We start from the raw sequence: 26,755 nt of genomic DNA, 5'->3' as shown, positions 1-26,755 counted from the left end.
ATGGAAGGTTGGTCGGTTACTCGTCCTGCGCAGCTTCGCGTTTCTCTGCGGAGCCGGAGGCTTCCCTGGTGTCCAAGCCTTCCTCGGAGTCGGTCAGCAATTCCTCTTCGGCGACTACTTCTTCGTCGCCGGTTTTGGCTCGTTGGTCCGCAGCTCGTTCGGCTGCGATCTGGTCCAAGATCTGAGAGACAGCGAGAGACTTCTTGATACCATCGTCCAGGACGAAGGTCAGTCTTGGGGTGTAGCGTGTGTCGATTCGATCGGCGATCTTGGCTTGCAAAAAGCCGGCCGAATTCTGAAGCCCGCGCAAACTGGTCGATTGCTGCGTTTTGTTTCCCATCACGCTGACGATCACCTTGGCTTCGCGCATATCAGGTGCTACTTCGACACCGAGGACGGTGACGTTCTTCACTCGAGGGTCCCGCAGTTCCGTCAGGATCGCCATGGAAACCACCTCGCGGATGGCTTCCCCTGCTTTCAATAGTCTTCTTGCCGTCATAGATTCTCTTCGATGTTTTCCCGTGTCTCCGTTCAAGCTCACATGCTTTGCGGAGGCTCGTTAAATTCTCGAAGTCTCCAATTTTCTCGCGACTTCTTCGATTCGGTAGGCTTCGAGGATGTCGTCGACTTTGATGTCGTTGAATCCACCGAGCCTGATACCGCATTCCATGCCGCGAGGGACTTCCTTCACGTCGTCTTTGTGGCGTTTCAGGGTATCCAAGGCATAGTCACCGATCTTGCGTCCTTCGCGGTTCACGCGAACGCGGCAACCTCGCTCAATCGTTCCTTGCGCGACATAGCAACCGGCGATGGTTCCGACGCGGGAGACGGCGAAGACTTGTTTGACCAACGCGCGACCCAGTTCGACAACTCGTTCTTCGGGCTTCAATCGGCCTTCGATCAATGCCTTGATGTCCAGTGCCAAGTTGTAAATGATGTCGTAGCGGCGAATTTCGACGTTTCGATCATCTGCCAAGCCTCGAGCGGCCTCATCGGGGATCACATTGAACCCGACGATAACCGCTTGCGATGCGCTCGCGAGGGTCACGTCGGCGACCGTGATACCACCCACGGACCTCTGAAGGATCTTGATCTCGACTTCGGGGTGATCGAGTTTGGTCAATTCCTTTTCGATGGCTTCCAACGAACCGCGTGCATCGGCTCGGATGATCAAGTTCAAAACAACCTTCTCTTCCTTGACCCCTAGCTTGCCCGTTTGAAGCAATTCTTGGAATGTCTCGAACGAAACCTTGGGAGAGGTTCCGGAGAGGTTTTGTGCTCGCAAGGCCGTTTCGCGGTCGGCAGCGAGCTGACGCGCTTGGCCGATCTCGTCGAGGACGAAGAACTTTTCGCCCGCTTCGGGGGCTTTGTCCAAACCGGTGATGTTGACCGGCATGGAAGGCCCCGCTTCGGTGAGCTGTTTGTTTCGTTTGAGTGTGTCGTACAAGGCTTTGACGCGGCCGAACGTCGATCCGCAGACGACGATATCGCCGACGCGCAACGTTCCGTTCTGAACCATCACCTTCGCGATCACGCCCCGATCGGAGGCTTGCTCGCTCTCCAAGCAAACGCCCGCCGCCGCCCGCTTGGGGTTGGCTCGGTACTCGTGCAATTCGGCGACGGTCAATACGGTCTCGAGCAGCTCATCCATTCCTTTACCGGTAATGGCGCTGGTTTCGACAACTTCGACATCTCCGCCCCACGCGCTCGGGGTCAAGCCGTGTTCGGTCATCTGCGTCATGAGCCGGTTGAGATCGGCTCCAGGGAGATCGCACTTGTTGGCTGCGACGACGATCGGAACACCCGCTGCCTTCGCGTGCGAAATGGCTTCCTCGGTCTGCGGCATGATGCCGTCATCCAAGGCGACGACAAGAATCGCGATGTCCGTTACGTTGGCACCGCGCGCTCGCATTTCCGTGAACGCTTCGTGACCTGGCGTATCGACGAATGCTACCGCGCGTCCATCTTTCTTGACTTGGTAAGCACGGATGTGCTGGGTGATACCACCCGCTTCGCCCGTAACGATCTTGGTACCGATCAAGTAATCTAGCAAGGATGTCTTGCCGTGGTCGACGTGCCCGAGGAAGGTGACGATCGGCGGTCGCGCGACCATGTCTTCCGGGTTGTCTTCCACCGCTTCCAGTTTGTTGATCAAACTGGTTTCAAGCGACTCGGCTTGCTTGAATTCGATATCGACCCCGATATCGGTTGCGACCATCTCGGCTTGCTCCTGAGCCAGCGTCGAGTTGATGTTGGCCATTGTTCCCATCATCATCAACGAACGGAGCACGCGCGCGGCAGGAACACCCGCTGCTTCGGAGAAGCTGCGGACGGAGCAAGGAAGCTCGAGGATCACTTTCTCTTTTCGAGCGATCGTGTGCTGCTTCTTGATCTTGGCCCCTTTGTTGCCACGCCGCTTGTTCTCTTCCTCTTCGATCAGAGCCAGATCTTTCGAGGAATGGATCTTGGGGTTGCGAAGGCGATCGTTTCTGCCGTCGTTGAAACCCTTTTTCTTGAGCTGGGCCTTTGCCTCTTCCTCGTCAGCAGCCTTCTTGTTCTTCAGGTTGAGCTTGTTTTCTGCGTTCGCCTTGAAGTCGGCCAACCCTGCGTGCATGGCTTGGCTCGGTGTCGCAGCGCGATTGCTGCCAGCCCCTGTGCCTGTTTGTTTGCCGGGCAGCGGCTGCTTCTCCGTCGGCTTCTCCATCCCCTTCTTGACCCCTTGGATCACATCCGGGGTGAGCTTGACGATCGGCTTTTGCGTCGCCTGCTCTTGGGGTTTGGCGGAGGGAGGAGGGGTCGCGGACTTGGGGAACCGCGCCAAATTCAATACGGGTTCGCGCGATCGCTTGGTGCGATCTACCGACGGCTTGCTGCTATCCCCAGTCGGTGCGGCAGTACGCTGACGACCCAGAACTCGAACTTTTCCACTTGTTTGTGCGGGTGCGTAATACTCGTCGCGTCGCAACGCGCCCGAGCCCGAAGGCTTGGAGGAATCTGCAAGCTCCTTATCGGAAGGGGCGTCGGACTCAGCAGGTGTGTCGGTTTCGAACTCCGCAACAGGAGCGGTGTTCGGGGAAGATTCCGCGACCATAGCCGGTGCCGGCTCGGAGGCGATGTCTTCCGAATCGGATTGCTGAGAATCCGCGTCCTGGAAACCGGACGGTGCAACGGATTGTTCGGCTTTGGCCGCATCTTCTGCAGGATAATCCGCATCCTCTCTCGCATCGGAGGAGACACCGGAACCTGCCGTCGCACGTCGGGAGGAGGAGAGATCCCGTTTCGCGCCGCCCAACTTCCCGCTCAGATCGCGGATGGGAGCCTCTTTAAGAGGCTCGCGAGCGGGTTTGGGTGCCGGGGGTGGAGGTGCCGTCGCCGATGATTTCTCATCGAGATGCTTCTTGATCTTCGCGATCTCGTCGTCTTCCAGGCTAGCCAGAGCGCTGCCTTTGTTTTGGATTCCCAATCGCGCACAGAGATCGACCAGCTCTTTGCTGTCTAAACCAACGTCTTTCGCCAGCGAATAAATTCTAACTGCCACTGAGCAACTTTCTCCGGGTTCTAAACCCTTGTCCAAACGCAAGCAATGGGCTGAGCCTTGGCTCCGTCTCGCGTTTTTTCACAATACTATTAATTCATTTGGATGCCCCCACAAAGCTCCCCAGGAAGCGTGCTGTGGGTCCTCTCTGCTTCCTCGCAGACGACTGCGAGGACCTCAATCGGTTCGACTGACCATGCAAGAAAACCCTTTGCACACCTTCTGCTATGATGGTAACGGATGTTTTGCATTCGCGTCAGTCTTCAAACATGGATTAGCTTTGCGATTCTGCTCCATTTTCGGGGGGCTGGCTATTCTCAGATTGCTGAGGTGCTGGTTGCTGAAGTGCTGGCTCGTCTGACACGGCCTGCGGGGATTCCTCCGCAGCTGACTGGGGCGAAGCTGTTGTGTCGGCCGCAGTTGTGGGGTCGGCCGAAGGGGCCACTGCTACAGCGACGTCTGCCGCTGCGGGCTTCAATTGCCCTCGCTCTTTCTTTTCAAGCTCTTCGGTGGCTCGTCGTTCTTTTTCCGCCTTCTCGTGAATCTTTCGCTCTTCCTCTTCGATTTCCAACGCCTCGGCTCGCTCTTCGGCTTGCTCGACAATCGCGTTGACCTCGTCCTCGCTCCAGTTGCCCATCTCCATGAGGGCATCGGGTTCAATGACCGATAGGTCGTCGTAGGAAAGGTATCCCTGCTCGACCAACTGCTGTGCCACCTCTTCGGTCATGCCTTCCAGTTGCATGAACATTTCCATCGCTCGCTCAATCTGACGCTCCAATTCGGAGGCGGTCATGATCTCGATATCCCAGCTGCAGAGCTTGCTAGCCAATCGTACGTTTTGCCCGAAGCGACCGATCGCCTGGGAGAGGTGCTCTTCATTGACCAACGCAATCGCGCGACCGATCATATCGCAAAGCAAGACTTGCTCGACTTCGGCAGGCTGCAACGCATTGGGGATGAGGACCATGGGGTCGTCGCTCCAGCGAACGATGTCGATTCGCTCCCCTGCCAACTCGCTCGTGACGTTTTTGATCCGATTGCCTCGCATGCCCACGCAAGCCCCCACGCAATCGATACGCTGGTCGGAACTGCTGACCGCTACCTTGCTCCGGTAGCCTGGCTCGCGGCTGATGGCGTTGATTTTGATGACTTCGTCGGCGATTTCCGGGATTTCTTGCTCGAAAAGTCGCTGGACGAAGCTGGGGTGGGAGCGGGAAAGGATGATCTTTACCCGGTTGCCGGCCGCCTTGACTTCGTAAATGACGGCGCGGACGCGAGATCCGTTGTGATACGACTCTCCAGGGATCTGCTCGCTGCGAGGCAAAATGGCCTCGACATTTCCAAGCTGGACAATGGTCAAGCCCCGTTCGGTTCGTTGCACGATCCCAGTGACCAATTGACCGACCTGACCGTAGAATTCATCCAGACGAGCATCTCGCTCCGCTTCTTTCAGCTTCTGAATGATGACCTGCTTGGCGGTCTGCGCACCGATCCGACCTATCTCGTCCTGGCTCAATAACCGACCATCTACCGACGCGCTGATCTGACCACCCTCTGGGGCAATCTTGACCGCCACCTCTGCATCCTCGCCAAATTGACGTTTGGCAGCTGTTATCAATGCCGATTCGATCGCCTGGATGACCAGATCTGGGCTAATCTGCTTTTCGCGATGCAACGAATCGACAATTCGGAGCAGTTCTTGAGGATTCATTAGGTGTCAGTAGGTTTGTAGTCGTTCTCGGGGGTGGCGGTGAACTCAGAACCCCCGTTTTCACTACCGACCCTATTTTTCGCTGGAATCGGGTAAGGCTATCGCAAATGGGTTGATATGTCAACTCCCAAGGACGCGCGCTGAAGCTCCTGCAAGGGCTCTCGGAAGCCCGTTGTCGCAGGGGCGCGTCATGGCTTGCAAGGCTTTTTCACTCGTTGCTCGGCGTCGCGGTTTTGCCTGGCTTCGCGATCTTGAGCTCGGCGCTAAAAAGGGCTCGCGGGTCCGATCGCTCTCGAAGTGTCGACGAGAGCGTGCGGATGTTTCTCTCGACCGGACCGCGGTAGATCTCCTGTTCGTTCCAGATCACCGTAATCGGCTTGTTCAGGTCGACGAAGTCATCGCGCAGTCGAACGAGAAGGCTTTCGACGTCGTCGGTTTGGACACGAACGGTCTGTTCTGCATTGTCGGATTGGACGTCCGCGGTGATCAACGCTCGGTCGGCCGGCTGGGTCCCTTCGGGGATCGCAAGCCAATAAAAGCGGTTGGTAAGAACGTCGTCTTGCTTCCAGACGATCCGCGTCGGAGTGATGGTTCGGCTGTGCTTGGTCATCCAAGGAATCGCTTCGGCATCCTGGCGATCCATCCAGTGCCCCTTCCCTTCATGGATCTTCACCCAGTGTGTGTATCCGGCGGGGTCGTTCGTGCGAAGCTCTTCCAGCAAGCCTTTCCATTCCTTGGCGATGCGGTTGCGGTCGTACGCTTTGTCGAGTTCTCCCATATGGAGGGTGAAGGGCAAGTTCCGTAATCCCAACGGACTGGTTTCGTTCGGATGCCCCGCCATCATGGCCACCGCCGCGAATCGATCTGCCATCCTCGGTGCCAGCTGATAGACGCCGTCACCCCCAGCCGAATAGCCCATCAAGTAAACGCGATCCGGGTTCACTCCCTCGATCAAGATGAAATTCTCGATCAAGCGGGAGAAGAGGAGGTCGACTTGCGGTTGGTGCCATAGGTCCCATGTGTCGCCCGGAGCGCGCGGGGCGACGTAAAAGCCCTCCTCCAAGCGGTAAAGCCTCTTTTGGTTCTGCCACTGCTGATCGTTGACCCGTTTGGGTGCGCCACCACCACCGTGCATGGAGATGGTCAAACTCCTGCCGGTCGCAGGTGCCTCGCCGAAGACTTCGACGTGATAAGGCATCGACCACTCCCCGATCTTGATCTCCCGCTGCTCCAGTTCCTGCTTTCGGTCGGATCTCTGAGATTCCTTCCAGTCCTCGATCAAAAGCTCGGCAGCGGACTGCGCTTGTTCTCGGGATAGGGGCTGTGTCGCGAAGGGTTGTTCGGCCAAATCCCCTCGCGATGCGCGAGGTTGCTTCAGAAAAGCGCGAAGATCTGTCAAGGGTTCGGAGCCGTCGCAACGACCTTCGCAAACGATTGCGCCCGTACACATCGCGATCGAAGTAAGAACAAATAGTTGCACCAAACCAAGCCGCTTTGTTTGTGGCATCGTCAGAAGCCTTGTTGGGGTAGCACGCCAAGGAGGGGGGAATGATGGTTGCGAGAGGATGCCGTCCAAGCTTACTCGGGTGGGGGCGGATTGCCAACCTGGACAGAGCGGAGAAGATTGTATACAATCTGGCGAAATTGTATATAAAATGGGTTGTGGGGCGATGCGGTCGGATGGAGAGCGTTCATGGCGGTGCACGGGGACAAACGCGAGCAAGTGGTGGCTTGGGTGTTGGATCGCATCGCATCGGGCGGACTGGGGGGCGGGGATCGGTTGGTCGCGCAAGAGGTCGCCAGCGCGACCGGGGTGAGTCTGACGCCCGTGCGCGAGGCGCTCGCAGAGCTTGCTGGTATAGGGCTGGTTGATCTATTGCCCAATCGTGGCGCGGTGATTCATCGGTTTACGAGGCGCGAGATTTCGGGAGTTTGTCGAGTTCGCAAATCGCTGGAGTGCGAGGCGACGCGCTGGGCAACCTCTCGCATTCCTTTGGAATCCCTGCAATCGCTCGAACGAGAGCTTGCCAAGCTCGATGCCAAAGTGAAGAAGGGTTCGAAGCCGATCAAGCAGGCGCGTGCAGCGGATACGAAGTTGCACGAGCTGATTCGAAACCATTGTGGAAATCCCTTCTTGGAGCGGGAATTGCAAAGGCTATCCCGACTCTTTCGGTCGCTTCGCGATGCGTCGTGGGTGAAAGCCTCCGAGGGGCCGGATGGGAGCCGGCTCCGCGAAGAGCTGGAAGAGCATCTCGCCATTGTCCAAGCGCTGTTGCGGCGAGATGCGACCCAAGCCAGGGCTGCTATGTCTCGACATATTCGCGCTTCGGTGCAGTACTGGTTGCGCGCGGTACGAAATGAACACGCCTATTCCTCTTCGATCGATTCTTCCGTCTAGTCATGTTCCCCTTGAAAGGACCTACACCTTGAACACGAAAAACTTTGCCATCGTTCCTACCGAATCGGAACTGCTAGCGCTCGAGCGGGATCTGCGGTTCTATCCGAGCACCAATCGCAATCCCAAGGTGCTCACGCTGGAGCAAGTCGATCATTTCAATCGATCCGGATATGTCACACCGCTCGAGGTTTATTCGCCAAGTGAGATCACCGAGATTCGATCGTACTTTGATGGATTGCTGGAACGGGTCGTTCAGGCGGGTGGGGATAGTTATTCCATCAGCTCCGCGCATATGAAGTATGGACCGGTTTACGATATTCTGACGAATCGAAAGATTGTGGATTACGTCAGCGATCTTCTGGGAGATGACGTGATTGGTTGGGGGTCCCACTTCTTCTGCAAAATGCCGGGGGATGGCAAATCGGTGGCTTGGCATCAAGACGCAAGTTACTGGCCCCTTTCCCCTTCCAAAGCGGTAACCGTGTGGTTGGCGATCGATGATGCCGACCCAGAGAACGCTTGCATGAAGTTCATCGCAGGGAGTCATCATCACGGCCATATGACTTATCGACCGAGCAGTTCGGATGATCACAACGTGCTCAACCAAACCATCGATAATCCGGAGCAGTTCGGAGAAATCGTTTGGAATCCCCTGCCGGCTGGCTCGGCGTCGATCCATGCCGATTTGCTCCTGCACGGCTCCGAGGTAAATCGTTCGAATCGTCGTCGCTGCGCGCTGACGTTGCGGTATTGCGCGGCGGAAGTCCATGCTGCGTTGGGCTGGAATGAAAAGGGGGTTCAAGTCCGAGGTTCCGATCCTCGCGGGCATTGGACCAATCTGCCCCGTCCGGCCGCATCGTGATCGCGGAGTCGAATCCTATGCGGTGGAATCCTGTGCTGTGGAAATCCCGTGCGCCCGTTACCTGCACCCGTTACCTATGACCGTGATATTTGCGGTCGTCTAGGGGGATGAGGCTTCTTGGCTGGGGTTTGCCAGTTAGGTTGACGGATCTGTTTGGATTGGTTGAAGCGGTTGAGATGGGTGTCCGATAGCTCTTTCGTGATGGGAGTTCACCAAGAGAGCTAGCAATGAATCAGGTTTGGGGATGGAAATGCGTTTCGCCATTGCGCTCTGGGGCTCTCCTGGCGGCGATTCTTTTCGTCGGCGGTGCATCGAACGGTTTCGGTCAGGAGGGGGTTGTCGCTCAGGGGTCTCAGCCTCCGCTGGTGCTCGCAGCGGACGCAGCGGTTGAACCGGGGGAATGGCGCGATTTGTTGGAGCAGTTGGAAGCGAGGGTGAAGGAGTTGGAAGCGGGGCAGAAGGCCTCGTCTAGCAAGCCATCGAGCGCCGCCAAGCCGGAAGAGTCCAAGGGACCTGCGAAGGATAAGTTGCCCGAGGATAAGTGGAAGGTGAGCTTGGGCGGTCATATGCAGTTGGATTCGATCTATTGGGCCGATGCCGATCCCGCGATACCGGCTACGCAGAACTACACCAACTTTCGGCGATTGCGGTTGGTGGCCAATGGAGAGGGGTACGATCAATACGATTTCCGGCTTCAGATGACGCTAGAGCCGGATTCGGAGACCAACAATTCGCTGACGACGACGGGGTTGGTCAAGGATGCGTATTTTAGTTTGAACGAGATTCCGTTGTTGGGTCGCTTCCGCATCGGTCACTTCTTCGTACCATTCAGTCTCGAGCAAGTCACGAACGACACCAACAACATCTTTTTGGAGCGATCGATTCCGACGCAGACGGTTTTTGCTGCGGATCGGGAGTTAGGGATAGCGCTCTACCAATCGGCTTGGGATGACAGATTAACGTTTTCATCAGGGTTGTTCGTCGACAGCGTGAGCGAGTCGACCAAGAAGAAGATCGACGACAATCAAGGCTATCGATTATCGGGAAGACTCACTTTTCTTCCTTACTACGATGACGAGAGCGATGGTCGCTTCTTGGTTCACACTGGACTAGGTGTCCTGCATACCGATGATAGCGATGATGTGGTTCGATTCCGTGCGCGTCCCCAGATCAACGAAGGCCCTCGCATCATCGATTCTGGTGCTCTCGACGCCGATCGCTATACCACCGGAAACTTTGAAGGTGCCGTGGTGATAGGAAGGGTGACGATTCAATCGGAAGCGTTTCTGTCGAGTATTGCGATGAACAACGGGACCGAGGGGAGTGCGAACGGTGCCTACGTTCATGTCAGCTGGTTCTTGACCGGCGAGAATCGGATCTTTGAGAAGTTTGGTCAGCATGGACCTCAGTTTGGTAGAAACAAGCCAACGCGCAACTTGAGTGTTCGTCCTGGCGCTTGGCAGCCTGGGGCTTGGGAGCTCAAAGCCCGTTGGTCCCATCTAGATCTTAATAATCTCCAACGGGGGCAATACAACGATTTGAGTGTCGGAGTGAACTGGTACTGGAGCGACCGAGTTCGGATGATGTTGGATTGGATCCATCCGATGACAAGCGACGATGCGATCTTCGGTGCAACCGAATCGGACATCGTTGGTTTGCGATGGGACGTCAACTGGTAGGCGATCTAGCCTGCTGTGACGCCGGATCGCCTGTCGCGACTCTTGCTCGGTTGAGGCCCAAGCTCCGTGGAATGAATCGAGTCCTCCGTCGAAACTAGTGCTCTTGTCGGCGAGCCAGCTCGTCGCGGAGCTTTGCGGCCAGTTCGTATTGTTCGTCGCGGACGGCGGCAGCCAGTCTTTCTTGAAGTGAGTCCCCTACCGCATACTCATCGCGAATCGATTCTCGAAGCTTGATCAGTTGCAAGACCATCTCGTCGTTTTCGAAGTCTTCCGTCGCTTCATGTTCTTCGAATACAGCGCGAATCGCCTCTAAGCCTTGATTGATTTCCGTGACAGCGGCGTCGGGGGTCGACTCGTCGAGTGCGGCCAATGCGGCTGCTTGGGTGCGATGGAACAACACGAACGGACGGTACTGTTCGTGGCTCATTGTCCATTCGTCTTCGGGGGAGTGGTCACGGCAGACATCCATCAAAGCCAGTGTGTGATCGGCGTCCTCGACTGCACGGTGGTAGTGTTCGAGACGTAGCCAAGAGATACGGCGGTGATAGAACTGAACGAATTCGCGGTCTGCCTCGAAGCATTGGTCTTCGTTCATGACGAAGTCGGGATCGTTGGTTTCGACGGCGAGCATGGCATCGAGAAAAGTGGGGAAGCCGCTGGGTTGCAGGCCATCGGGGCGTCCATTGGTTTCCATCTGGAGGACTCCAAGGTCGACTCGCATTTGGATAACGTCCCGTCCGTCGTCCCCTTTCACCAATCGAACGCAGAGAGTGTGCGGATCAAATTCCCAGTTCTGTAGGATGGCATCGAGCCCCTTGTACGAACTCATCTCGAGCTGTCTCGCTTTTCTTCTCTGGAGGCTACTTCCGGGCGTCGCGTTCGCTCCAAGCTTGTTCGGATCAGGTTTCATGTCAGTGGTACTCGGAAAAGGTCGGCGGACCACTTCGAACAAGTATAACATCGAACTCATTTTCGCGAAGCAAGCCGTCTTAGAAGTGTTTGCAAATAACCGAAGCGAGAGTAGACCTCGATTGGAATTTTCTTCACAATCTCCCTACCAATTCTTTGGCCCCTGCCAATTCTCCGCAGCTCGTCCATTCATACGGGAGCCGTTCAAGCCGTGTAGTGCTTCGGAGAAACTGTCGTGCTTCGGGGGGCGGACCTGGAAACTTGTGGGGAGAAAAAGGGATGGAATCATCGGACAGCTTGAACCGCCCGGCTCCCCCCTCCCTGTTGGATCGAGGGCCGGTGCCGAGCGATGTTCCGATCGCCTCGGTGATCGCCAACGTCCATTCCTGCTCCTACTTGCCCGATCGCCAAGCCAATTTGCCGCTTGTATTGCCTCGGCAGCGGGTAACGCCCGAACAACTGGATGCCCTGCTCGCGGCGGGAATGCGCCGAGCGGGTGTATTTCTCTACCATGCAGCTTGCGCAGAATGCTCAGCTTGCGAACCGTCCCGCGTGGATGTGAACCGATTTGAGTGGACGGATTCCTGGCGCCGAATCCGCAATCGGGGGGACAAAACATTGGAAGTCGCGTTGACGCCGGCTAGCACGACCCCAGAGAAGTTAGCGCTCTTCAATCGGCATCGAAGAGAGCGGGATCTTGCGACCGACGACAATCCTTACGCGCTGGACGATTACGAAAGTTTCCTTGTGGAGAGTTGCTGCGAACATACCCTCGAGATGCAATTCCGATTGGACGGGAATTTGATTGCTATCTCCGTGATCGATTGTGGCAAAGATTCCGTCTCGGCCGTTTATACCTATTTTGAGCCCGAGCACACCAAGCTTTCGTTGGGGACCTATGCGATCTTAAAACAAATTGAATTCTGTAAACGTACGCAAAGACAGTTTGTCTACTTGGGTATGTACGTCGCCGCCAATCGCCATCTCAGTTACAAAGGGAGGTTTCGTCCACAGCAGCGCTGGATCCAAGGCAAATGGACTGATATCCATTCAGATTGATAGGGAGCGAGCTATACTGGAATCGGTTTCAGCAGAGCACCTCGGAAGGCTGCGCTGCGATGTTGGCCATACCCGCTCGTCTCGTCCTTCTTCTCGCGGATTCGCACTACTCGTCATCTTCAACAATACCTATGGGATTCTTCGACAAGCTGTTTAAAAAGAACGAGGCAGCAGCATCGAGCAAACGAGTGGACGTAGGGGATCGCTTCGAACGGATCCGGTCCGCCGTATCGGGCACGATGAGCAATTTCTTCGTCGCGAAAGACCGCTACTTCGACAATCGCATCGTCGGTGTCAAGCTCTGCGATATCGACAAGGTGGACTTCTTTGAAAGTCGCTTCAAGGGCTTGAACAAACCGTCCGAAGGCCAGATCGGCTCGCAAATGGTTCACCCCAACATCGCCAAGACATTGGAGTTTGGGTTAACGACCAAGGGGCAGCCCTATATCGTGATGGAATATGTCGACGGTCCGGGCTTGCAAGTCCTGGTGCTAGAGAAGATGGAGGAATCGCTTCGGGGCAAGCGGCTGAATCTGATGCTGCAAATGGCAGAGGCCCTCGACTACGTGCACAAGAAGGAATTCATTCACCGCGACATTTGCCCTCGCAATTACATCTGTTCGAACGATATCCAAACCGTCAAACTGATCGACTTCGGGCTGACACTTCCTGCCACCAAACCATTCATGGTGCCCGGTAATCGAACCGGCACTCCTCTTTACATGGCCCCCGAGATCGTGCGCCGGCGAGCGACCGATAAACGGGTCGATATCTTTTCCTTCGGTGTCACTTGCTACCAGCTGATCACATTTGAACTGCCTTGGAACACGACCGACACATCGGGCAAAGCGGCGTTGCAACACGATACGGCTCCACCTATTGAAATCACCGAATGGAAACCTGACTTGGACAAGACCTTGGCCAGTTGTGTGATGAACGCCATCAAGGCGAATGTGGATCAGCGGACCCCCGACATGGAGACCATGCTTCGGCAGCTCCGCCAGGTGAAGCTGTCGCCGTGAGCCTTTCGTTCGAAGAAACCAATCGACGCACCGAAGCGGAGTCGATCAACGCGGAAGCCTACAATCGCATGGCGCGCGCCGGACATGTCCTGGCTACTCCGGTACGCGATGAGGAGCTTGCTAATCCTTTGTCCGTCGTCGATGGAAGGGGCTGGTTGGGAGGATCAATACAAGGATGGAATGTTTTATGTCTCGCCGCGGGGGGCGGTCGACATAGTGCATTGTACGCAGCGGCAGGGGCCAAGGTTACCGTGGTCGATATCAGCGACGGTATGTTGGAACTCGATCGGGTCGTGTGCCATCGCCACCGCTTCGATGTCCGGCTGATTCCAGGGTCGATGGTGTCGATGCCGATGCTGCGCGATAACGAGTTCGATCTCGTCGTTCATCCCGTGAGCACTTGCTATGTGCAGGACATTCGCTCGGTCTTTCTGGAGGTAGCGAGGGTTCTTCGAGGAGGAGGTCTCTACATCTCTCAGCACAAGAGTCCGTTCAATTTGCAGACGTCTCTGTCGACCGATCGGGGCCGTTACTGGGTCGAAACCGAGGTGGGCGCCATCGCGAAGAAGGTGGAGCCGGGGCAAAGCAGCTCGCTGCGCGAATCCCACTCCCAAGAATACGCGCACTCCTTGGAGTCGATTCTGGGAGGGATCTGTCGCAGCGGAATGCATATCGAGGACCTATCGGAACCGGAGCATGCGAATCCATCGGCGGCACTTGATACGGCCGCTCATCGAGCTCGCTTTGTACCGCCCTATATTCGTATTAAGGCGCGCAGGGCCAAGCCGAGCGGACTGGTTTTGAGCGCCTAAGGAATCTCGGTCTGAGACAGGTTCAACCATAGGGGCTAGGTCATGCGGAACCAGCGACCGAGGGCGAAGGTGGGGATGGCCAGGGAGCAGACGAGCAAGCCGGCGGAGTTGCCTGCGAATTGGAGCGCGATGGCTGCATCCAAAAACAGGATCGTAAGGATCGCTTGTTTGATCGCAGCCACCAACGACGGAACAGTCCCGGCTTGCACCGATCGCACGGCTCTTAAAAACCAAGGGGCAGCGAGGAGTGCGATCAAGATCGGAAACCCGGTCGCCGGCTCCAGCCGCAAAAAAGTTCTTGAATCGACCATCCAAGGCGCGATGGCGAGAAGCACAAGGCCCAGTACGCTCAAAGACCAACTGGCTGCCAAAAGAGGCTTGGATTGAAAAAGCTTCGCTTCCTTTCGAGCTGCCAAGGTCAGCCCCACGACAAACACACCGTGTCCGAGGGGGAGCATCCAAGCGGCGTGGCCAAGCAACGAAAGAGCGACGGTTGACGACGGTACGATGGTGCAACCCAAGGCCATTCCCATAACAAAATTGCATGCGCGGCAGAGACCCATGATCCAAGGACCGAGGAAGGTGCTCTTGCAAGGGCTATCGTAAAGCACGATGCAAATCGCCAAGAGGACTGAACCCACAGCTGGGTAGAGCGCACGCCATGGTTCGGAAAGGTTGCCCTTCTCTTCGGTCCATCCTGTTGTTATGAATCCGGATGCGGTCGCCAGAAGGATCCCAGTCATCAGAAGACCCCATCCCACTTTCCGAGCCGTGCTCCACGAAATCCGGTCGTCGACCAAAGGACCCTTCCGTCCCTCGTGTTTGTCCTTTGCGATGTCGTTGACATCATTCAGGACCATCCCCGACCAGTAGAGCGCGATCGAGGCGAGGGAGATCAAGATCAGACGTGGTGTATCGGACCATTGCCAGACGCCGGCGACAATGGAGAATCCCGCTAGCGCGTCGGCGCTAGCGGTCAAGGTATTAGGAATGCGAACGAGCTGTGCCCAGTCGCGAAACCGAGCCATGCGTTACTGCCTCTTCTGGAACTCGGGAATGAGTTCTGGTACGGGCAGACCGATAGCACCGCGTCCTTCTCGAAGCCGGAACTGTACGTCTTCGTCGATACCTTCGTTGTCCGCGTCCCAGAACCGACCGATTACGTCTTTGGGGAGATCCTTTGCAGAGCGGACCAAACGCATACCCACCATGCGAGCTGGATCGCTGGTGTACCACCATGGGCTCAGCGGAACGTTTGGATCTTCCGATTTCCAATCTTCGTCGACGGACCCTAATCGGGCTGCGGAACGGAGTCGATCGGCTGCATCTTCCCATCCACCCCCACGGGCGGCTCGCGAGTCCGGCTGGGTTGGCCAACCGATAGCGTCCTGCCAGGAAAGTTTCTTACCGCCGCGATCGCCGTATCCATCGGGCGTGAACTGATCGATGGTCCATTCCCAGACGTTCCCGTGCATATCGTGCAAGCCGAATGGGTTCGGCAATTTCGTACCGACCTTCGATGCACCGTTCGATGCGTTATCGCTAAAGGTTGCGTATTTCTCGAGTTCCGCTGGATCGTCTCCGAACGCGTAGGCGGTCTTCGAACCGGCGCGGGCGGCGTACTCCCATTCGACTTCGGTAGGGAGTCGGTATTGGACTTTGGTGATGCCGCTGAGCCACTTGGTGTATTGCTTTGCGGCGAACTGGGTCATGGTGACTGCGGGCTGCTGGTTATCTTCTCCGTGTTCGTACGTGTGGCTCGGGTCGTAGAGAGGGGTAGGAACCGTGACCGCATCGGCTTTGTTCGATTCGTCGACGAGCCGGATGTTGTCCGATCGAAGCCGCTTGAACAGATCGTAGTTCCGCATGAAGGTTTTGTACTCACCCCAAGTCAGTTCGGTTTTGGCCATCCAAAACGGAGGAATTTGAACGGTGAATTGGGGACCTTCGTCTTCGGTTCGGCCTTCTTCCGCGGCCGGAGATCCAACGGTCACTTCTCCGCCTGGGATGGGGATCATCTCGAACGAGATATTGGTTCGTTCGATGGTGTGCGTGTAGGGGACCAAGAAAACGCCCTCGAATTCGACAAAAGGCCCCGAGGCCGGTTTGGTCTTGCTGACGCCGAGGGTGGCATCGGCAGAAGGTGTCTCGGCCCGGGAGATCGAACAGGCCAAGGCGAGGGATGCAAACAGAGTTGCCGTCAATTTATTCATGGAATTGCTTTGCCTATGGGGAAAGACTCGCTGCAACGAACCTCCTAGGGTAACTCGCGGGGCAGGAATGATCAACGACGAAGTGTTTCCCTGGATGTTTCGTCTACACCCAGTCGGGATCGATTGGGTACAATCGATCACTCCCCGAGCCTTGATCGTCTCCTCCCAACCTCCTTTTCCAGGTGTCCATGTCACGTTTTGTTGTTCGATGCGGTCGTATGAGAACGCTGTTCGTGATGAGCTCGAAGAGCGAGCATCCTCGCGGCAGAATGGTAATCGCACGCACCAATCGAGGGCTTGAACGGGGCGAAGTCCTTTGCGAGGCGACGGAACGGGTCATCGCTCAGATGAAGGATCCACCTTCGGGAAGCATCCAGCGGGACTCGACGCCTGCCGATGAAAACGATTACCGGCACTTGGAGAGCCGTATTTCCAAGGATTTCGAGCTTTGCAAACGGTTTATCCAGGAAATGAAACTCCCGATGACTCTCGTGGACGTCGAGAGAATCTTCGGTGGCGAGCAGATCATTATCTACTACACGGCCGAGGACCGCGTCGATTTTCGAGAGCTGGTCAAACGCCTTTCCGGCGAGTACCAAACTCGCATCGAAATGCGACAGATCGGGGCGCGCGACGAGGCGAAACTGCTGGCTGACTTCGGTGATTGTGGAAAACCGGTGTGCTGCAACACCCACCTTCACGGGATGCCGCCGGTTTCCATGCGCATGGCCAAGCTACAAAAAGCGACCTTGGACCCCAATAAAATCTCGGGACGATGCGGCAGGCTCAAATGCTGTTTGCGTTATGAAAACGATACCTACGAGGAGCTGGCGGCTGCCATTCCTCCTGCTGGTAGCGAGATCGTCACTCCCCACGGCCGCAGTCGGGTTCTCAATGTCGAGATTCTCAGCCAGCAGCTGTTGATCCAAACCGAAGACAATCGCCGTCTTCTGATTCCCGCCTCCGAGTGCTTGACCGTGCTCAAGCGTGGGCAAGAATTTTAATTTCGCCACAAGTCACTTTCGCCCGTTTATGGAAGTTCAGGTTATGCATCGTGAATGAACAAGTCCTCGCGATCGTCGAATTGCTGCAAAAGGATCAACGCTATCACTTGGAGGCGTATCAATTCGTCCGCGAAGGGCTCGCCTATGCTCAGAAGGTGATGAAGCTCCCCGCGACGAAAGAGGAAGGGAGCGAGAATCCCCAGGACCATCACCTCACTGGTCAGCAGCTTTGTCAGGCCATCAAAGAATACGCGCTCGATCAATATGGCTTCATGGCCAAGACGGTCCTGAACAATTGGGGTATCTACTCCACCAGTGACTTCGGCGAGATCGTGTACAACTTGATCCGGATTCGCGAGATGCGGAAAAGCAAATCGGATCGGCGAGAGGACTTCGATGATCAATTCGACTTCGACGACGCCTTTCAGCCGAGATTCGAACTTTCTAGCGATGCGAGCTGATCGGATGACTCGAACGCAACACCTAGCACTCCTGGCAGCAGCCTCGGTCCTTCTCGTGATTTGGCTGGGGTACCTTCTCTGGGTCTGCAGTCAAATCGGTACGGCTTGATCGAGCGATTCCCGTACCATCGCGATGCAAACCGGAGTCGAATCATGATCACACGTTGGCTTTCGACCGCGCTCATCGCCGCGGTTCGTTTTTATCAACGTGGAATCAGTCCGCTCCTGGGCCCCTCCTGTCGATTTACTCCGACATGCTCGCAGTACATGATCGAAGCGATCCAAAAGTACGGACCGTTGCGGGGAATATGGAAAGGGTTGCGTCGCATCGGACGCTGCCACCCTTTTCATCCCGGCGGATACGATCCTCCTTGAAAGCCGGCGTCCTTGACAAGCAGGCGTCCTTGAATCAGGGGCCTCTTGGAAAGAAGGCTTAGGGGCGGCGCTTCTTGCTAAAGGATTTGCCTCCTCCAGGTCCCCCCGATGCACCTCGACCGCCGCTGCCGCCGCCGAATCGTTTTCCGCCCGGTTTTCCGGTCGGTCTGCTCGGTCTGCTTCCTGGCTTGCCACCCCTTCCGGGTCTACCGGCACCGCCTGGCCTGTCACCGCCTGGCCTGTCACCGCTTGGCCTGTCACCGCTTGGTCTGTCACCACCTAGTCTGTCACCACTGCTGCTTGGCCTGCCGCCCCCGCTGCTTGGCCTGCCGCCACCGCCTGGTCCGCGGGCTGGTCTGCCTTCACCGCTTGTTCCTGATGCGCTACGTCGGGTTCCATAGGGGGAGCTTCCGCCGCTGCGAGGTGCACCGCTGCGGGGTGGTCGCCGTCCACCGCCACCGAATTGGGGGCGGTCATCTCCGGCTCCGTATTCGGGCCGGCTGGCACCGGAGCTTGGCCGGGGGGAATAGGGGCTACCGGTCGAAGCGCTTCGGCCCTCCGCTCCGGGTCCTCCACGCCCTCGTCCACCGCGGCTTGCGGTGCCCGGTCCTGGTTTGCGTCGACGATCTACGCGGCCATCCGCGGAGCCTTCCGAAGGGCCATCGGAAGAGCGGGAACGTTGGCCGTAGCGGGGTGCTCCCCGGCCAGCCGTTGCCGAACTGCGGCGATAGGGGGAGTCCCCTTCACGGGTGGATCGTTCACCGGTGGATCGTTCGCGGGGGCCTCTCGAGGTGGGTCGCCTGTCGGAACCTCTTCCTCCGTTTCCTCCGCGAGGACGTTTGGGCCTCGCCGTCTCATCACCGGAATCCTCGTCGGAGGATTCCAACAATCCCTCGATGCCATCCTCGACAAATTCACTGAGTCCTGCCTCATCGTCGTACGAGAGGACAGCGCCTCGTTTATTGGAATAGACTTCCGGAGCGTTGAAGTCGGTGACGAGAATGGCGTCATCGAACCCTTCCTCTTCCGCGTCTTCATCGTCGGCGGTGCGGAACGGATTCTTGGACATGGGAGGAAGGGTGTCCATGATCGAATCCGCCTCGAATTCATCATCTTCATTCCAGTCCCCACCATCCTCGTTGAAGACAGGTGGTCTCGATGGATTACCGGCAGGTGGTTTGCCAGATCGCGGGGAGGAGGGAGCCAGTTCGTTTTCGGTGTTTCGCTTCTTGCGTTCCCGGCGGTCTTGGTTGCGAGCCTTTTTGATTTCTTCGACGGCTTGGTATAGGGCTGCGACTTCTTTGTCTTGCAAGGGTCGGTACGCACCCTCGGGCATATCGGCCAGTTTGAGGGGGCCGATCGAAGTGCGCCGCAGGACGACGACTTTGTGTCCGAGACGAGCCAGGACGCGGCGGATCTCGCGGTTCTTTCCTTCGCTCAGCGTGATATCGATTTCGGTGCAACCTTTGCGCACTTTGCGAATGGTGGCGCCGTCGACCCGCGCGACCCCTTCAGCCAGATAGATACCTCGTTGAAGCCTTCGCATGGCCTCCTTTTCGACTTGTCCGGCCACGACTACGAAGTAGGTCTTGGGAACGCAATGCTTTGGATGCGCCAAACGCTGTGCAAGCTCTCCATCGTTGGTCAGGAGAATCAGTCCAGTGCTCGAGGCGTCCAATCGGCCGACAGGAAACAAACGGGCTTGGGCTGGCACCAGATCGATCACGCGAGGGCGTCCTTCGGGATCGCTGTTGGTGCACAGGACGCCGGCTGGTTTGTGGACGGCATAGTAGACGGGGCGGTGCCTCTTCAAGGGCTCGCCATCGACGAGGATTTTCGATTTGTCGGCATCGACTTTGACACCTACCTGCGAGATGACTTGGCCGTCGATTTCCACGCGACCCTCGGTGATCAATTCGTCGACTTGTCGACGAGAACCGAGTCCGGCTGCGGCAAGGAGTTTATTGATCCGCTGCTCCCCGCTGAGAAACGAAGGGGTAGCATCGGTAGTTCTTTTTGGCTTTGACATGACAGACCAATCCGCTCACGAGGGAGCGATGCCAGCGATCGAAGCACTGTTCTCGCAACAGGGGGAACGATGGCATAACGAATTCAAGAATTATCGATCGACGAGATAGCGATCGGCAGCGTCTCACGACGTTGCGGTTCGTCTAAGAATAGTTCATGAAAAGCAAAAAGTGCAGGCCTAAAGCGTCATTTTCGATGGATGCTTGGGGGCCAGAGCCAGATCCTCGGGAGGAGACTGCGAAGCTATCCGGGGGAAGCGACGCTGCAGGCGAAGTCCAAGCGGGCAGCCAGCTTTCCTTCGACAGTTACTTTTCCTGTCATGAAATAAGCGGTGGAGACGACATCGTTCAAGGTGATTTCGATGTCGACGGTTTCACCGGGCCGCACCATCCGTTTGAACTTGGCTCCGTCGATGCGGGTCGCCACAGGAACCACCGTGCCGTCTTGCGGGGTGAACTGGCTGAGCAAGATCGCTCCGCTTTGCAAGCATGCCTCGCAGAGGATGACACCGGGTACCAAGGGGTAGTTGGGGAAGTGACCTTGGAGAAAGAACTCGTCCGGTTGAAAGGTCTTGCGGCAATGGATGGTCTTTTCGGTTTGCTCGACGACTTCATCGACCAAGAGCATCGGCTTGCGGTGCGGGATCTTTTGTTGGATTTGTTCCAGGTTCATGGCGGTGGTGGTCATGGCGGATGCGTATGTGGATGCAGAGGTGGCGATCGGTGGTTTGGTTTTTGGTAGCGGGAGTGCGATTACCGGGGGCTAGCGATCGAAGAGTTGGTCTTGGATTCCTTGCAGCGCCTCGATGCAGGTGGCGATATGTTCGTCCAGATCGACGCCGAGTTCTTGGGCTCCTCGCTGGATGTCGTCGCGGTTGACGGCTGCTGCGAAACTGAGGTTCTTCAGTTTCTTCCGAACGCTTTTCGGTTCGAGGCCTTCGAGTTTGTCCGGTCGCACATGCCCGCACGCGACGAGGAACCCGCATAGTTCATCGCATGCGTAGAGGGCGCGATCGACCAAATGAACTCGAGGATAGGCATTAAGGTAATCCGCGTGCGAAAGAATGGCATAAATGACTTCTTCGGGGTAGCCAAGCTCACGAAGAATCTTGCTCCCCTCGAGCGGGTGCGAGGGGGCGTCGGGCCATCGTTCGTAGTCGAAGTCGTGCAGAAGGCCAACGATTCCCCATTCGGTCTCATCCTCATTCATGTTTTTTGCGTAGGTGCGCATCGCCGCCTCGACGGCGAGCATGTGGCGGCGCAGGGAAACGCTCTGCACGTATTGGTGCATCAGTGCCAAAGCAGACTCTCGATCCATAGGCAGTCGAACTTTCCTCTCAGGGAAGGAATGGAGAAGGATTTGGAAAAAGAATCACCATAAAACAAAATGGGACAAAATAAAACGGGCGAAGAGAATTCCCTTCGCCCGTCTATGATATCTCTGTGTCTAGCGGTCCAGTTCCTGATTCCGACTAGGCCTTTTTGGCTGCATCGTATCGCTTGCCAACTTCGTTCCAATTGACGACGTTCCAGAAGGCTGCGATGTAGTCAGGACGTCGATTTTGGTACTTGAGGTAGTAAGCGTGTTCCCACACATCGAGACCGAGGATGGGGGTACCTTCGATTCCCGCGACCGCTTTGCCCATGAGGGGGCTATCTTGGTTGGCGGTGGAACCGATCTCTAGTTTTCCGTTGTTGACGACCAGCCATGCCCAGCCACTGCCGAAGCGGGTTGCGCCGGCGGCGGCAAACTTCTCTTTGAACGCGTCGAAGCTGCCAAAGGTGGCTTCGATGTCGGCGAGCAGAGCCCCGCTGGGTTTGCCACCGGCATTCCAGCCGATGATTTGCCAAAAGAAGGTGTGGTTGACGTGTCCGCCGCCATTGTTGCGAACGGCAGTTCGTTTGTCCTCTGGAACTGCGCTGAGGTCTTTGATCAAGTCTTCAGCGGACTTCGCCTCCAGTGGTGTCCCCTCGATCGCCTTGTTGAGGTTGGTGATGTAAGCCTGATGGTGTTTGCCATGGTGGATTTCCATCGTCATCGCATCGATGTGCGGTTCCATGGCGTTCGTGGCGTAAGGAAGTGGTGGCAATGTATGGGCCATGTTGGAGACTCCGCTAATGAGTTAGTGGTTACGTTGAATTGCAATCCAGTTTAGGTGCATTCTATCAAAAACCTAGAAAATGACACCCGCCCCCGCTGGAACCCTCAAGACTCGAGACGCTGGATGGTCAAATGTTTTCGCCATTGGGCATTGTCGACGTGGGGGTAATCGCTTCGAAAATGAACGCCACGGGACTCTTGTCGCGCTTGCGCGGCGATCGCCATCTGCAAACTGACCGTCAAGATGTTTTGGAGCTCCCAACCTTCTACGCTCGCCAAATCGTGTGAGAGAACGTAGCTGCAGTATTGCTGCAGCGCGCTGACGGTTTCGGCGAGTTGCGATTCACGCCGCCGGACGCCGACATTGCGCCACATGACCGACCGGACCGCATTTCGAATATCGCCTAGATCGAAGGTGCCGTCGAAGCGGCTTTGACCAAGGGATGCGATGGGGAGGACTCGGAGTTCGTCCGTGTGATTCTCTTTGGCGCCCTGCGATGCATTGCGCCCCGCGATAGCGCCATACACAAGTCCCTCCAGGAGGCTGTTGGAAGCGAGGCGGTTGGCGCCATGCAATCCGCTGCTGGTAACTTCTCCGGCCGCCCACAACCCCGGGAGCGATGTGCGCGATTGCGTATCGACTTCGCATCCCCCGATCATATAGTGGGCGCCCGGTCTCACCGGAATCGCATCGACGGCGATGTCCAATCCAAACCCTTCGCAGACTTTTGCAATCCCGGGGAATCGAGCCCGCACATGCTGGGCATCCAAGTGTTTCATGGTGAGGTAGACGCACGACGATTGCGTCTTTTCCATCTGGCTCACAATGGCTTGGCTTACGACATCGCGGGGGGCCAATTCGAGTCGGGGGTCGTAATCGCCCATGAATCGGTATCCCTGCGAATCGATCAAATATGCGCCATCGCCACGGATGGCTTCGGTGATCAAAGTTCGCGAGCTGCCTGCTATGTACAGAACGGTCGGGTGAAACTGCATGAACTCCATATCACGCATGACCGCACCCGCGCGGAAGGCGAGGGCGTGACCATCCCCGGTCGCGACACGTGGATTGGTGGATTCTCGGAACACTTGACCGCACCCTCCGGTGCAGAGAATGGTTTCTTTCGCCCAGATGAGAAAGGGCTTGCCGCCTCGCGTGGATGCGACCGCTCCATGGCAGCGACCTTCATAGGTGAGCAAGTCGATTGTGAAGGTCTCTTCGCAAATTTCAGTATTCGGTCGCTCCTTGGTGTGCGCGATCATGGCTCGCATGATTTCTTTGCCCGTCGCATCCCCGAGCGCGTGGAGGATCCGTTGGTGGGAATGCCCTCCTTCGCGTCCCAAGACGATTTGCCCATCGTGCTGGTCGAATCGAGTTCCCCATCGAATCAATTCGGCCACGCGATCAGGCGCCTCGCGAACCACGGTCTCGACAACTTGCAGTTCGCATAGATCGCCACCCGCTACGAGGGTGTCCTGCACATGGTTGTCGAATCGATCTTCGGGATCCCAAACGCTGGCGATCCCGCCTTGTGCGTAGGTGCTGTTAGATTCCTCGAGTTTGTCCTTGGTGAGGATCAGTGTTCGCAGGTCGGGATCGATTTCGTGCGCTGCTCGCAGGCCAGCTAATCCTCCTCCAATGATGAGAACATCGGTAAAGAAGTGCCCGCATCGCTTGGGGTCGAGATGGGTGAGATAGCGATTGGTCCAACGATCCCAGGGTTGCAGGAGGGGAACGTTGGGGATGGAGCTAGCGAGCATAGATAGCCTGTTGGGAGGGAAAGAGTCGCCCAACTATAGTACTCGGTCCAGCCTCGGTGTGGTGCTTGGTTCACCGGCCGTGAATCTCTTTCCGTGCACCACCGTCGCGATCCAAGACCTATTCCGCGTCTCGGACGATCAGCAGCAAATGGGAGATCGGATTCAAATCTGACTTGGGCAATGTGGCTTGCGAGCGGAACTCTTCGCGTCGCTTGCTCGATAATGGTACAGATCGCTTTGCACCCGGGGCGAAGCTAGAGATCAGGCCCTCAGGGGTTTCTGCAGCAAACCTTCTTGCGACCCCTTTGTTGGCAGCGACTTGGATGCCGTCCAACTGATCGATCAACGCTTTCGCCGAATCGTCCATGGCGATATTGAGCCCGAACTCAGGGAAGTCCTTGTACTGGGAACAGATGTCATCCAGAGCGCTCGACAAACTCTTTGCGTAGCCCTTGAGAAAATAGACACCGGCACCGTTTTGGCTCACCGAACCTGCCATACCCGTTGAGAGAAGTGCATCGAGCTGCTCAGGGGAGAGTGCAAGATCCTCCACCGAGGCAATTCCGTGCTCGTTCAGGATTCGGTTCAGCGCGTTGTTTTCACGAGCCACGCGATCCATCGATACCGAAACGACCATCAGCATAAAAGGTGCTTTGCTCGCTTCGCCAGGAATGGATGCAGACCTGGCATTGTTGCCTGCTTCCGCGCTGGCCATCGAGGATGTGTCAATCTTCAACCTCTCCGTATTATCGACCTTTTCATTTTCGACCTTTTCGGTCGCTGGTGCCGGAGGTGATTCGGCCACTCGCCGGTCGGTCCGATCGGGCGACAAATCGTTGCGAGGCAAGGCATTGTCGATATCGCTTGGGCCCACCGGGCCTGCAGTATTCGAAGCAACTGCGTTCGCGGGAAGCTCGGGGACCGATGGCGATACGGACGCGTCGAGGGGAGTGGATGGTTGATTGGGATCCAGGGAATTGCTAAACGGCGGGAGATCGGCAATCGGTTGGGGTTCAGGCCTGGGGAGCGTGAAAAAGGCAAACAAGGCGATGGCACAGGCCGAAGCGAGGGCCCCGAGCGGGATCCACATGCGTTGACGATATGTTGGTTCCGGTTTGGACCTCGCTCCCGTTCCGCCAATTCTGCTCGAATCGACGGAGTCGCGGGATAAGGGAATCCACTGTGGTGCGTCGAGTTCCATGGCGACAGCCCGTTGTTGGGCCGCTGCGACGACTTGCGACGCGAACGATTTCGACAATCTGCCGGTTGGACGACCTCGCAATAACGACGATCGCATCGCGGTGAGTTCATCGAGGCGTTCGTGCAGCGAAGGATCCGCTCGCATCGCTTGCTCGATCCGACGCGCATCGGCGCCAGACAACTCCCCATCCAGCAAGCCGCTGAGCAGTTCTTCGTTGTCTGGAGGTTGAGGATTCATGATTTCACCAAGGAGATTGAGTAGTTCAACTCCTCCGAGTACGCGCGGACGGAAAAAGTTCCCACACGGCCAAAATAGAATAGCAAGGCGATGAAGAAAATGGGAATTTTCGTGAGTACGGTTCTCGGTGGAAACCCGGATTTGCGCCTGCTTGCCCTACCCGGCTCTTGCGCTAAAGGTGAAGAAAATCCCCTGACTCGCCATTAAAGCGAGAATACGTGTCCATTTCGAGGAGGATCTGATAGTTGGCCTGTTTTTATTTGTGAATCTAATACCATTTGTCGAGAGTAAAAGTTCTTAATTTTAATTCTTGACGGTCATGCGGGATGGCGATAGACTCCGATCGTGGTTGTTAATAGAGGAGTTTTGCCATTAACAAAAATAATAGAAGAGCCGCTAGCACGCATGGGGCAGTCCACATTCGCTCCTTGAAGGTGTTTTACGACGTGGTACGTAAGCGTAGCTTTTCACACGCCGCGATCGAACATGGAATGACGCAGAGCGCTGCCAGCCAGAGCGTTCAGCATTTGGAAGATTTTTTGTCCGTGCGGTTGATCGACCGTTCGAAGAGGCCCTTTGTTTTGACGGCAGAAGGCCAGAAGTTTTATGACGGGTTAGCTGGGGTGCTGCGCCAGTTCGACGCTTTGGTTGACGAAGTCCGTTTGGGGGGAAGTGATTCGGGAGAAGTGACGGGTCACGTCGTGGTCGCATCGATTTATTCGATGGGGTTGAGTTATCTCCCAATCTTGGAGGAGCGATTCGAGAAAGCGTTTCCGTCGGCAACCTTTGCGTATCAGCTGGCTCACCCGCACGAGGTATACCGCATGGTGGAGCAGGGAACGGTTGACTTTGGGATGGTGAGTTATCCCGACGTCAATCATGCGACCCTGCAGACGACATTGTGGCGTCACGAGCCGATGGTATTGGTCGCTTCGCCCCGCCACCGCTTGGCTTCGATGGGAAAGATTTCCCCGCAAGCTCTCTCTCAGGTGGGCTTGGTCGCCTTTGCGAGCAACCTGCGTATCCGTCAAGAGATCGACAAGGAGCTTCGGGCTCTCGGCGTGACGATGCGCGTGGTCGTTGAATTGGATAATATCGATTCGGTAAAGCATGCCGCTATTGTGAACAGCGGTGTTGCATTTCTACCGAAACTTACGGTTGCCAGCGAGCTTGCCGCAGGGTCGCTGACGATGATCGAATGCGAGGGGCTCGAATTGACTCGACCGCTTGGAATTATCCAGCGAAGGGATGTGTCGATGAGTCGAGCGGCTCGCAATTTCATGGACTTGGTCATGAAGAATCGGGTGTGGGATCAGGATGATTCAACCGATGTAACGGCGGATGCTCGGGCGCAAGCTTCTTGATACATGCGTCGGGCGAACTCGCAA

Annotated in this window: 23 protein-coding genes; 10 read left to right on the top strand and 13 right to left on the bottom strand. The window is 56.5% G+C overall.

Annotation, left to right across the window (positions count from 1 at the left end; translation table 11 throughout):
- Positions 1-16: 16 nt before the first annotated feature.
- The 4 genes from rbfA to SH467x_RS08145 all read right to left on the bottom strand — a co-directional run bounded on the left by rbfA (position 17) and on the right by SH467x_RS08145 (position 6,753).
- Positions 17-499 carry a 30S ribosome-binding factor RbfA gene (rbfA, locus tag SH467x_RS08160; RefSeq protein WP_482370779.1) on the bottom strand — a complete coding sequence of 161 codons (483 nt, stop codon included), beginning with the start codon at positions 497-499 and terminating at the stop codon, positions 17-19.
- A 60-nt stretch (positions 500-559) separates the two neighbouring features.
- On the bottom strand, positions 560-3,538 hold the full coding sequence (infB, locus tag SH467x_RS08155; protein WP_482370778.1) for a translation initiation factor IF-2: 2,979 nt from the start codon (positions 3,536-3,538) through the stop codon (positions 560-562).
- A 271-nt stretch (positions 3,539-3,809) separates the two neighbouring features.
- Positions 3,810-5,246 carry a transcription termination factor NusA gene (nusA, locus tag SH467x_RS08150; protein WP_482370777.1) on the bottom strand — a complete coding sequence of 479 codons (1,437 nt, stop codon included), beginning with the start codon at positions 5,244-5,246 and terminating at the stop codon, positions 3,810-3,812.
- Positions 5,247-5,454: 208 nt separating this feature from the next.
- Positions 5,455-6,753 carry a hypothetical protein gene (locus tag SH467x_RS08145; protein ID WP_482370776.1) on the bottom strand — a complete coding sequence of 433 codons (1,299 nt, stop codon included), beginning with the start codon at positions 6,751-6,753 and terminating at the stop codon, positions 5,455-5,457.
- 186 nt (positions 6,754-6,939) lie between these two features.
- Between SH467x_RS08145 and SH467x_RS08140 the strand changes: the two genes are divergently transcribed.
- The 3 genes from SH467x_RS08140 (at position 6,940) to SH467x_RS08130 (ending at position 10,185) form a co-directional block, all read left to right on the top strand.
- Positions 6,940-7,644, top strand: a complete 705-nt coding sequence (locus tag SH467x_RS08140; protein ID WP_482370775.1) for a GntR family transcriptional regulator — start codon at positions 6,940-6,942, stop codon at positions 7,642-7,644.
- Between the two features lie 28 nt (positions 7,645-7,672).
- Positions 7,673-8,506 (top strand): phytanoyl-CoA dioxygenase family protein, encoded by an 834-nt coding sequence (locus SH467x_RS08135; protein ID WP_482370774.1) that lies wholly within the window; start codon positions 7,673-7,675, stop codon positions 8,504-8,506.
- Positions 8,507-8,733: 227 nt separating this feature from the next.
- Entirely contained in the window at positions 8,734-10,185 is a 1,452-nt protein-coding gene (locus SH467x_RS08130; RefSeq protein ID WP_482370773.1) for an OprO/OprP family phosphate-selective porin, read from the top strand.
- A 94-nt stretch (positions 10,186-10,279) separates the two neighbouring features.
- Here SH467x_RS08130 and SH467x_RS08125 read toward each other — a convergent pair whose 3' ends face one another.
- Positions 10,280-11,014 (bottom strand): UvrB/UvrC motif-containing protein, encoded by a 735-nt coding sequence (locus SH467x_RS08125; RefSeq protein WP_482370772.1) that lies wholly within the window; start codon positions 11,012-11,014, stop codon positions 10,280-10,282.
- A 359-nt stretch (positions 11,015-11,373) separates the two neighbouring features.
- On the opposite strand from SH467x_RS08125, the gene SH467x_RS08120 reads away from it, so the two are divergent.
- The 3 genes from SH467x_RS08120 (at position 11,374) to SH467x_RS08110 (ending at position 13,987) form a co-directional block, all read left to right on the top strand.
- On the top strand, positions 11,374-12,153 hold the full coding sequence (locus tag SH467x_RS08120) for an arginyltransferase (protein WP_482370771.1): 780 nt from the start codon (positions 11,374-11,376) through the stop codon (positions 12,151-12,153).
- A 131-nt stretch (positions 12,154-12,284) separates the two neighbouring features.
- Complete coding sequence (locus SH467x_RS08115) at positions 12,285-13,175, top strand: serine/threonine protein kinase (RefSeq protein WP_482370770.1); 891 nt, start codon at positions 12,285-12,287, stop codon at positions 13,173-13,175.
- On the top strand, positions 13,172-13,987 hold the full coding sequence (locus tag SH467x_RS08110; RefSeq protein WP_482370769.1) for a class I SAM-dependent methyltransferase: 816 nt from the start codon (positions 13,172-13,174) through the stop codon (positions 13,985-13,987). Before SH467x_RS08115 ends, SH467x_RS08110 begins: the two co-directional genes overlap by 4 nt.
- Before the next feature lie 35 nt (positions 13,988-14,022).
- On the opposite strand, the gene SH467x_RS08105 is transcribed toward SH467x_RS08110, so the two are convergent.
- A complete protein-coding gene (locus tag SH467x_RS08105; RefSeq protein WP_482370768.1) occupies positions 14,023-15,015 on the bottom strand; it encodes a UbiA family prenyltransferase in 993 nt (330 codons plus the stop codon).
- A gap of 3 nt (positions 15,016-15,018) precedes the next feature.
- The gene (locus SH467x_RS08100; protein WP_482370767.1) at positions 15,019-16,200 is read right to left on the bottom strand and encodes a formylglycine-generating enzyme family protein; all 1,182 of its coding nucleotides are present in this window, start codon (positions 16,198-16,200) and stop codon (positions 15,019-15,021) included.
- A gap of 218 nt (positions 16,201-16,418) precedes the next feature.
- Between SH467x_RS08100 and SH467x_RS08095 the strand changes: the two genes are divergently transcribed.
- From SH467x_RS08095 to yidD, 3 genes are all read left to right on the top strand, one after another.
- Positions 16,419-17,204 carry a PSP1 domain-containing protein gene (locus SH467x_RS08095; RefSeq protein ID WP_482370766.1) on the top strand — a complete coding sequence of 262 codons (786 nt, stop codon included), beginning with the start codon at positions 16,419-16,421 and terminating at the stop codon, positions 17,202-17,204.
- Positions 17,205-17,254: 50 nt separating this feature from the next.
- On the top strand, positions 17,255-17,665 hold the full coding sequence (locus SH467x_RS08090; RefSeq protein ID WP_482370765.1) for a Minf_1886 family protein: 411 nt from the start codon (positions 17,255-17,257) through the stop codon (positions 17,663-17,665).
- Positions 17,666-17,818: 153 nt separating this feature from the next.
- Entirely contained in the window at positions 17,819-18,040 is a 222-nt protein-coding gene (gene yidD / locus SH467x_RS08085) for a membrane protein insertion efficiency factor YidD (RefSeq protein WP_482370764.1), read from the top strand.
- 58 nt (positions 18,041-18,098) lie between these two features.
- Here the strand turns inward: yidD and SH467x_RS08080 are convergent, their stop codons facing one another.
- The 6 genes from SH467x_RS08080 to SH467x_RS08055 all read right to left on the bottom strand — a co-directional run bounded on the left by SH467x_RS08080 (position 18,099) and on the right by SH467x_RS08055 (position 25,367).
- Entirely contained in the window at positions 18,099-20,069 is a 1,971-nt protein-coding gene (locus SH467x_RS08080; protein WP_482370763.1) for a pseudouridine synthase, read from the bottom strand.
- A 242-nt stretch (positions 20,070-20,311) separates the two neighbouring features.
- Positions 20,312-20,755, bottom strand: a complete 444-nt coding sequence (locus SH467x_RS08075) for a 3-hydroxyacyl-ACP dehydratase FabZ family protein (protein ID WP_482370762.1) — start codon at positions 20,753-20,755, stop codon at positions 20,312-20,314.
- 75 nt (positions 20,756-20,830) lie between these two features.
- Positions 20,831-21,385, bottom strand: a complete 555-nt coding sequence (locus tag SH467x_RS08070; protein WP_482370761.1) for an HD domain-containing protein — start codon at positions 21,383-21,385, stop codon at positions 20,831-20,833.
- A 154-nt stretch (positions 21,386-21,539) separates the two neighbouring features.
- Positions 21,540-22,169 (bottom strand): superoxide dismutase, encoded by a 630-nt coding sequence (locus SH467x_RS08065; protein WP_482370760.1) that lies wholly within the window; start codon positions 22,167-22,169, stop codon positions 21,540-21,542.
- 104 nt (positions 22,170-22,273) lie between these two features.
- On the bottom strand, positions 22,274-23,929 hold the full coding sequence (gene nadB / locus SH467x_RS08060) for an L-aspartate oxidase (protein ID WP_482370759.1): 1,656 nt from the start codon (positions 23,927-23,929) through the stop codon (positions 22,274-22,276).
- Between the two features lie 118 nt (positions 23,930-24,047).
- Positions 24,048-25,367 (bottom strand): anti-sigma factor family protein, encoded by a 1,320-nt coding sequence (locus tag SH467x_RS08055; RefSeq protein ID WP_482370758.1) that lies wholly within the window; start codon positions 25,365-25,367, stop codon positions 24,048-24,050.
- Between the two features lie 428 nt (positions 25,368-25,795).
- Between SH467x_RS08055 and SH467x_RS08050 the strand changes: the two genes are divergently transcribed.
- Positions 25,796-26,731, top strand: coding sequence for a LysR family transcriptional regulator (locus tag SH467x_RS08050; protein WP_482370757.1), 936 nt, complete (start codon positions 25,796-25,798; stop codon positions 26,729-26,731).
- Positions 26,732-26,755 lie beyond the last annotated feature (24 nt).

It is taken from the genome of Brakhagea slesvicensis (genome assembly GCF_052161625.1).
Lineage (GTDB): Bacteria > Planctomycetota > Planctomycetia > Pirellulales > Pirellulaceae > JBKCUI01.
The sequence above is the reverse complement of the archived record's forward strand: the minus strand, read 5'-3'. Positions and strand labels throughout refer to the sequence as shown.